We start from the raw sequence: 7,185 nt of genomic DNA, 5'->3' as shown, positions 1-7,185 counted from the left end.
TCTCATTCTCCTTCACGGTCTCTTATGACCAGAAAACATGACGAGCAATAACCTGATCTGAACCGGTACATTATCGATTCAGAATAATCCATTAGCCTCCCGATTGGCTTTTTATCATTCCTCCTTTATATCCTTTTAGTTCTTCATTACTATTTTGAATATAAAGACTATTACGATCCTACACAACAGCCTGTGAAGCCATTGTCTACGGTAGTTTATGGGGTGATTCAACACGCACCAACTATCATAAAGGACGATCGTTGGTGCCTGCTGTGCAAACTACTGGAAAAGTTGGAGGGCGAAGGTAATTCGATGATGGGCGGTGGAGGGGAATATGGTAAAATTATCGGGTAGTGATCCAAATTCCGACACAATAACCGCTTCTCCGGGAAGGACAAATGCGTATTCAACACCCACTGAATTGATTAGAGCTTTCACACCAAGAGCTATACGGTTTCCGTTGAACGATTCATCATTTGCCCGGACCAACGCAATGTTATATTCCCCAAAGGGTTGCAACCGAAAAAGCTTCAGATCGATTTCATTGAACACCCGGCCGGACAAATAGACACGCAGAATGGGTTCTTTTAGCTGAACGAGCGGATACGAGGCTGCAATCCGTACGCCAGGTGTTACAAATGGGATAAGATTTTTCGAGTATTCTACTCCTAAGCCCAACGTCATACTCCCAATAAAATCGTCCAAGCTGGGTTCTCCCTGAGGTATCAGAGAAAGTTGAGCATGAATGTCCGAATTAAACCCTTCTGCGGCAACAGGAGCCACCACGAGCACAATGACACAAATCGTAACTAAGAAGCGTTTCATTTTATCTCCTAAAACTATACTGGATGTTTACAATATACTTTTTCAACTGATGGATCAATTATATACAAACAGAAGCTTACACTATACAAAACATGGCCTCCTGCTACACTACACACCCACCCCGCTGCGTTCCACCAGAGTGGACAAGACGATGGTTGAGCTGGTTCGGTCGATTCCCGGAATGGTGGTGAGCCGTTCCCGGGTGAAGACTTCGAAGTCTTCGATGTTATCGCAGATCACCTTGATGAGGTAATCTTTTTCCCCCGCCAGCCGGTCGCATTCCATCACCTCCGGTAAACCGGCCACTGCCTGATTGAAGCGGTTCATCAGTTCTCCGTTGTGCTCCCTCATGGTGATGAATATGTACGCCTTAATGTGTTTGCCCAGTTTTCGCCGGTCCACCAATGCGGTATAGCCCCGGATTACCCCGCTTCGCTCCAGCTTGCGAACCCGTTCCAGGGTGCTGGCCGGGGAGAGCCCGATGGTTTCGGCCAGTTGCTGGTTGGTAACGCCGCTGTCTTTTTGCAGCAGATTGATAATTTTCCTGTTGATTTCATCCATTGGTCCCACTCCATTTTATCTGTGGTATTAATTACTTTTCGCCTTATATTATTCGGTAATATTTTATATTAAACAATATATATTCGTCTGAATTTGCCAAATTCCGCTTTTGGGTCTATAAAGAATATAGACCACGTACCAAAGGGGACTGACAATGAAAGATCTCGTTCTTTTAGGGGATGAAGCCCTCGCTCTGGGTGCAATACATGCAGGCATTTCCCAGGCCTACGGGTATCCGGGCACTCCCTCTACAGAGATTATGGAATACCTATATGAAAATGGGGATGGATGGAGCTACAAGGCCAGTTGGTGTTCCAACGAAAAGACCGCATATGAATCGGCGGTAGGCGCATCGCTCATGAACCGCCGCTGCCTGGTGACCATGAAGCATGTGGGGCTCAACGTTGCGGCTGATCCGTTCATGAATTCGGTACTGATGAATATTAAGGGCGGTCTGGTTTTGGCGGTTGCCGACGATCCGGGTATGCATTCATCTCAGAATGAGCAGGATAGCCGCTGGTTTGCAGATTTTGCCAAGATGCCCTGCCTGGAGCCCCGAAATCAACAGGAAGCCTATGAGATGACCCGGGCGGCCTTTGATCTTTCGGAGAGATTTCACACTCCGGTGATGGTGAAGCTGGTGACCCGGCTCTCCCACTCCAGGGCCGTGGTAAGACCTGCAGACCCCAGGAAGGAAAACGGGCCGGAAAAGTTTCAAGGCCTTACCGATTACATGGTACTCCCCGGCGTCAGCCGGAAGCATTATGCCGATCATCTGAAGCTGATGCCGGAGCTTGAGTCCTGGAGCGCAGCCAGCCCCTTCAACCGGCTGGAGCATGTGAGCGCGTCCGGAGATACGGCGTACATCACCGCCGGACTGGGAGGCAATTATTACGAGGAGAACCTGGAAGAGCTCCCCTCCCCTCCGGCCCGTCTGCAGATCGGCAGCTATCCCATCCCCACAGAGCTGATCGCCGCCCTGAGCAGGGGGCGAAGCCGCATTGTATGCATTGAAGAAGGTTATCCCTACGTGGAGCGGCTTCTTCGCGGATTGCTGCCGTCAGAGCTGAAGATATCGGGCAAGCTGGACGGGACGGTTCCGGCCAGCGGCGAACTGAACCCGGATAATGTGCGGCCGGCCATGGGACTCCCGGAAATGCAGCATGCCGGCCCCGGGAAGCTTTCCGGAATGGGCGGAAAGCAGAAATCCGGATCAGCCGCGCCCACCTCCCCGGATACGGGCCCGTCCTCGGTCTCACCTTCAATTGGGGTGCTTCCCATGCGCCCGCCTCAGCTGTGTAAGGCCTGCCCCCACGGCGACACATTCGACGCCATTAATGATGCCCTGGATGAGGAAACGAGCAAGCTTGTCACCAGCGATATCGGCTGCTACACGCTGGGGTTTCTTCCCCCCCATAAAACCATAGAGACCGCCCTGTGCATGGGAGCATCAATTCCCATGGCCCGGGGAGCTGCGGAAGCAGGAATGCATCCTGTGATCGCCACAATAGGCGACTCCACGTTTATGCATTCGGGGCTCACCGGCCTTGCGGATGCCGCCGCTGCAGATATCCCCATGACTATTATTATTATGGATAATGAAACCACTGCCATGACCGGCGGCCAAGACACCATTGTACGGTCACAACAGATCCGGAATGCGGTGCTGGGGCTTGGGGTGGATGAAACCCATCTGCTGGATCTCACCCCCCTCCCGAAAAACCGGGAAGAGAACGCACGGCGACTGAAAGAAGAGTTTCATTACCAAGGCCTTTCGGTGGTGATCGCAATCCGGGAGTGTATTCAGACTTTCAAGCGCAGGAATCAGAAGACGGGAGCGGCGCAGCCCCCCAAAGAATCACAAAAAAACGCCCAGGCTACGCCGGAAGCCGTGATCCCGGCGGAGCGTGAAAATGCGGCACCCGGTACGCTGGAGGGCAGGATAAAGTACGACATTATTCTTGCCGGCGTGGGAGGCCAGGGAATTCTCTCGGTGGCGGCGGTAATTGCAACGGCGGCAATGAACGCCGGACTGCATGTTCGGCAATCGGAAGTCCACGGCATGGCTCAGCGGGGCGGTGCGGTGCAGGCCCATCTGCGAATTTCCAGTTCGCAGATTCCATCGGATTTAATCGGGTTCGGACGGGCGGATATGATTCTCAGCATGGAACCCATGGAAGCGCTGCGGTACACCGAGTATCTCAAACCCGGAGGAAAGGTGGTGAGTGCGTCCGAGGCGTTTACCAATATCCCCGATTATCCCCCCCTGGAGGAGATCCACCGGGCCGTGACCGGGATCCCGGAGGCAGTACTGATATCCACCGTGGATGAGGCAAAAGAGGCCGGATCATCCCGGGCGGCGAATATGGTTCTGGTGGGTGCTGCCTCCAGATATATTCCCCTGGAGGAAAGGGCTCTGCTCCATGCCATGGAAGAGCTGTTTGCCTCCAAAGGCGAAGCGGTACACCGGATTAATACGGCTGCCTTCGAGGCCGGGAGGAATTTATGAGCGGAAACGGGGGAGGCTTTGAGCAACTTGCCCGGCAGCTGGCGGGGGACGCAAAAACCATTGCCGTAGCCGGAGCCCGGGGTGAACAGGTGTTCGACGCGCTGGCACAGGCTGAGAATGCGGGGATAGCCAGGTTTCAGTTATTCGGGGATGAGCGGGAAATACGCCGCCATATGGCTGAGAGCGGGCTCAAGGACGGGGGTATTGTACACTGCAGTGACGATCAGCAGGCCGCCGAAAAAGCCGTTGCCGCAGCGGCAGAGGGATCGGCAGATCTGCTCATGAAGGGCAAGGTCCCTACCCCGCTCCTTTTAAAGACCCTGTTGAACCGGCCGGAGCTGAACCCCGGACACGGCCTGCTGAGCCACTGTCTGGTACTGGAAAAGCCCGGAGGAGGATTTCTGGGAATCAGCGACGGGGGGATGATTATCCATCCCGGAGTTGAGGAAAAGGCACAGATTATCCGGGCGGCAGCAGGGTTGTTTCATTCCCTGGGTGTATCCAATCCCCGGGTTGCCGTACTGTCGGCCACCGAGCAAGTGAATGACAAACTCCCCGAGTCTCTGGACGCCGCGGAATTGACCCGCCGCTGGCAGGATGGGGGATTTCCCGAATGCACTGTTGAGGGACCCATGGCCCTGGATCTTGCGGTCAGCATCGATTCCTGCAGAGCCAAGGGATATGAAGGGGCCGTACAGGGAGATGCGGATATTCTCATCGCCCCGGACATCACCACAGGCAACGCCCTGGGCAAGGCCCTCATTTATCTGGCCGGATATGCCGGCGGGGGACTGATTCTGGGAGCCGAAGTGCCGGTAATACTTCTCTCACGAAGCGACAGCGCCAGGGAAAAGCTGAATTCAATGGTGCTGGCTCTCTGCGCTGCGGGTGTAGCGGGAATGAGTGCAGAAAGAGAGCATTACTCTCAACCAGGAGGCGGCTCATGAGTTCAGAATATTCCGGAGGAAGCAAATCATTTTTAGTTATCAACCCCGGTTCCACCAGCACCAAAGCGGCAATATACCGGGGAAGCAGCCAATGGAACCTTGAAGAAGAGGCGGCAGCATCGCTGGATCATCCGGAAGATATCAGCAGCATGGAGCCCATCGATCAGCTGAATGCACGCCTGCGCGCAGTGGAGAACTTTCTTCAGGAGCATCTGCCGGATGACCTGGCAGCCGTTGCCGGCAGAGGCGGTTTAACCCGGCCTCTGGAAGCTGGAAGTTACGCCATCAGCGACCAGATGATCCAGGATCTTACCGGCGCACGCTATGGAAACCACGCCTCCAATCTGGGTGCCCTCATTGCCCGGCATATTGCTTCCCGGCAAAACGTGCCCGCCCTGATTGCCGACCCGGTTGGAGTTGATCAGTTCGAATCCCCGGCCCGGTACTCGGGATGGCCGGGCCTTGAGAGAAAATGTCAGCTCCATGCCTTGAATATGCGTTCGGTTGCCCGGGAAGCCGCCAGGGATTTGGGCGGCAGCATGGAAGATTTCAATTTTATTATTGCCCATCTGGGGGGCGGCATCTCCATCGGGCCCATGACCGGGGGCAGAATTATCGATGTGAACAACGCCATGGACGGCGGGCCGTTTTCTCCTCAGCGAACCGGCTCCCTGCCGGTTACCGGCCTGATCGACATGTGTTTCAGCGGGGAATTCAGTTCTGCGGCGGAGCTGAAACGGGTTCTCACCAGATCCGGGGGACTTCGGGCCTACCTTGGCACCGACGACGCCAGGGAAGTGATACGCCGAATCCAGGCCGGCGACGGCAAGGCCGAAGAGGTGTACCGGGCAATGGCCTACCAGATATCCAAGGAGATCGGCGCCATGGCCCCGGTTCTTCACGGCAGGGTGGATGCCATCCTCCTTACCGGAGGGCTTCCCCGGCCGCCACTGTCGGACTGGATCAGCGATCGGGTATCCTGGATATCCCAAGTGCTGATATATCCCGGAGAAATGGAACTTTTGGCCCTGGCCCGGGCGGGGGCACGGCATGTGTTTGACGGCGAGAAACTTCTTGAATACTAGGCGGGCAGCCCGGCTTCGCCCCCGGGAAAGGAATATCCATGGCAGTTGCTCGAAGAATTGATAATTTGCTATCCGGCGGATCGCTGATTCGCAAAATGTTCAACCAGGGCCAACAGCTGAAAGAACGCTATGGCGCAGAGAACGTGTACGACCTGAGTATCGGGAATCCGGACCTAAGCCCTCCGGCGGAATTTTATGCCGCAGCGGAAAAGATCCTGAAAGAAGATATTCCCGGAAAACATGCATACATGAACAACGCAGGACTGACCTCAGTACGGGAGAAGATAGCCAAGCGGGTGCGGAGGGAACAGGGTGTAAATATTTCCGGCAACGGCATCATTATGACAGTGGGAGCGGGAAGTGCGTTAAGCCTGGCATTTCACTGCCTGGTCAACCCCGGCGACCGGGTTCTGGTTCCGGCTCCGGCATTCGTGGCATACCGTAACTACCTGAGCGTACACGGGGGCAGGCTTGAGGTGGTCCCCGGACTGCCGGATTTCTCTATAAATCTGGAACAGCTCGAGCAGATGATTGATGCAAACACTGCGGCGGTGATTATAAACTCTCCCAATAATCCCAGTGGAACCATCTACTCAGAAGAAAGCCTGGTTGAACTGGGGAAACTGCTGGAACGCCTCAGCACGTTCCACGGCAGGCGCATTTATCTGATAAGCGATGAACCCTACAGGGAAATCATCTACCGAAGTGAAGCGGTTCCTCCGGTTTTTCAGGCTTACCCCCATAGTATAATATGCTATTCCTACTCAAAATCCCTTTCCATTCCCGGTGAGCGGATCGGTTGGGCGGCGGTGCATCCGGGGGCTGAAGAGTCTGAGAAAATCGTTGCAGGAATGACGGGAGCAACCCTGAACATGGGCTATACCAACGCCCCGGCTCTGATGCAGCGGATCGTGGCAGAAATTGACGGCTGCACGGTGGATGTGGAACGCTACCGCCGGCGAAGGGATCTCTTGGCCAAGGGACTGAAGGATATCGGATATGAGTTCGAACTGCCCCCGGGTGCTTTCTACATGTTCCCAAAAGTCCCGGCACCACAGCCGGGAAGCGAGAACCAGCGAGACGATATGTCGTTCTGCGAACGGCTGGTGGAGGAAAAAATTCTTACCGTGCCGGGAAGCGGCTTCGCCATGCCCGGCTATTTCCGCATCTCCTACTGCGTGGATGAACGGATTATTGAGGCAAGCCTGCCGGGCTTCCGGCGGGTTTTCGAACAGACCGTCGGAAGCACCTGATTGCC

The 7,185-nt window shown here is 55.0% G+C and carries 6 protein-coding genes; 4 read left to right on the top strand and 2 right to left on the bottom strand.

Annotated elements, in window-relative coordinates; translation table 11 throughout:
• Nucleotides 1–279: 279 nt before the first annotated feature.
• Both AC52PS_RS07510 and AC52PS_RS07505 read right to left on the bottom strand, forming a co-directional pair.
• Nucleotides 280–825 carry a hypothetical protein gene (locus tag AC52PS_RS07510; RefSeq protein WP_495562434.1) on the bottom strand — a complete coding sequence of 182 codons (546 nt, stop codon included), beginning with the start codon at nucleotides 823–825 and terminating at the stop codon, nucleotides 280–282.
• 108 nt (nucleotides 826–933) lie between these two features.
• A complete protein-coding gene (locus AC52PS_RS07505) occupies nucleotides 934–1,386 on the bottom strand; it encodes an Lrp/AsnC family transcriptional regulator (protein WP_495562433.1) in 453 nt (150 codons plus the stop codon).
• Between the two features lie 154 nt (nucleotides 1,387–1,540).
• On the opposite strand from AC52PS_RS07505, the gene AC52PS_RS07500 reads away from it, so the two are divergent.
• Genes AC52PS_RS07500 through AC52PS_RS07485 form a run of 4 tightly spaced genes read left to right on the top strand, consistent with a single transcriptional unit; the run spans nucleotide 1,541 to nucleotide 7,180 of the window.
• Nucleotides 1,541–3,895: an indolepyruvate oxidoreductase subunit beta gene (locus tag AC52PS_RS07500; RefSeq protein WP_495562432.1), complete on the top strand. Its 2,355-nt coding sequence runs from the start codon at nucleotides 1,541–1,543 to the stop codon at nucleotides 3,893–3,895.
• Complete coding sequence (locus AC52PS_RS07495; RefSeq protein ID WP_495562431.1) at nucleotides 3,892–4,842, top strand: phosphate acyltransferase; 951 nt, start codon at nucleotides 3,892–3,894, stop codon at nucleotides 4,840–4,842. The genes AC52PS_RS07500 and AC52PS_RS07495 overlap by 4 nt, the downstream gene beginning before the upstream one ends.
• Nucleotides 4,839–5,927, top strand: a complete 1,089-nt coding sequence (gene buk, locus AC52PS_RS07490; protein WP_495562430.1) for a butyrate kinase — start codon at nucleotides 4,839–4,841, stop codon at nucleotides 5,925–5,927. Before AC52PS_RS07495 ends, buk begins: the two co-directional genes overlap by 4 nt.
• Nucleotides 5,928–5,965: 38 nt before the next feature.
• Nucleotides 5,966–7,180, top strand: a complete 1,215-nt coding sequence (locus AC52PS_RS07485) for a pyridoxal phosphate-dependent aminotransferase (protein WP_495562429.1) — start codon at nucleotides 5,966–5,968, stop codon at nucleotides 7,178–7,180.
• Nucleotides 7,181–7,185 lie beyond the last annotated feature (5 nt).

The organism is Salinispira sp. (genome assembly GCF_059431795.1).
Note: the sequence above shows the minus strand (reverse complement) of the source record. Positions and strands in the feature narration are given on the sequence as shown.